We start from the raw sequence: 946 nt of genomic DNA, 5'->3' as shown, positions 1-946 counted from the left end.
GTCGAAGCCCGAGAGGTCCTTGTAGGCGGGGAAGCGTGCGGCCTTCATGTGATAGGCGATGGAGCGGACCTCGCGCTCGGCCAACTCGGCCTTGAGAAGCTGCGACAGGATCGGCACGGCTGCGTCAAAGGCCGGCGCAGCCTGTTCTATCAGGTCCGTCACGGCCTGCGCCATGCCGTGCATCTTCAGGCTGCGAAGCATGATGACGATGGCGCCGCTGGCGGGATCATGACGCATGACGGCCCCCTGCAACGGAGGTGCGCAGGCCGTCGTAGCGTTCGACATTGGCCTTTGGCTCGCGGCGCAGCGCCAGGGCCTGCGGAGTATCGAGGGGCGGCCCGCCAATGACCTTTCCATCGATCAGCCGGTGCAGGAGGTTCAGCACATGGGTCTTGGTCGCAACGCCCTCGGCCAAGGCCAACTCCACANCTCGGCAAAGGGCGCGCCATTGCGCAACGCCCCGGGCTTGCGCTGAAGAACAGCCAGGTAATGCCGCCAGTCATAGATCGTCCGCGGTGGCAGCTTGTGGCTGCGCTGGATGATGCGGCAATGTTCGCACAGGATGTTGCCCTCGGCCGCCACGACCAGCCGGTCCGGATAGATCCGCAGGCTGACAGGCCGGTTCGCGAATGATGCCGGCACGCTGTAGCGATTGCGCTCGAAGCTGATCAGGCAGGTGGGCGAGACGCGCTTGCTGAGTTCGATGAAGCCATCAAAGGCGGGCGGCAACGGCATCAGCACGGCCCGCTCCTCAGCCCAGACATCGGCGATCGTGCCCGGCAGCGTGCCGTGCGGGGTCTCCTGCCACACCTCCAGGCAGCGCTGCTCCAGCCAGGCGTTCATCGTGGAAAGGTCGGGAAAGCCCGGCATCTCCTGCAGGATCTGGTGGCGGGAGTCCTGAACGTTCTTCTCGACCTGACCCTTCTCCCAGCCTGCGGCCGGATTG

The 946-nt window shown here is 65.5% G+C and carries 1 protein-coding gene and 1 pseudogene; both read right to left on the bottom strand.

Features of this window, described 5'->3' with window-relative positions; translation table 11 throughout:
* The coding region (locus IE224_RS20860; protein ID WP_229849508.1) for an ATP-binding protein at positions 1-237 on the bottom strand (237 nt) is incomplete at its 3' end.
* A pseudogene (locus IE224_RS20855) lies at positions 227-946 on the bottom strand (Mu transposase domain-containing protein); the annotation flags it as partial. The gene IE224_RS20860 and the pseudogene IE224_RS20855, both read right to left, overlap by 11 nt.

Origin of the sequence: Paracoccus aerius (assembly GCF_014656455.1) — a bacterium.
Lineage (GTDB): Bacteria > Pseudomonadota > Alphaproteobacteria > Rhodobacterales > Rhodobacteraceae > Paracoccus > Paracoccus aerius.
The sequence above is the reverse complement of the archived record's forward strand: the minus strand, read 5'-3'. Positions and strand labels throughout refer to the sequence as shown.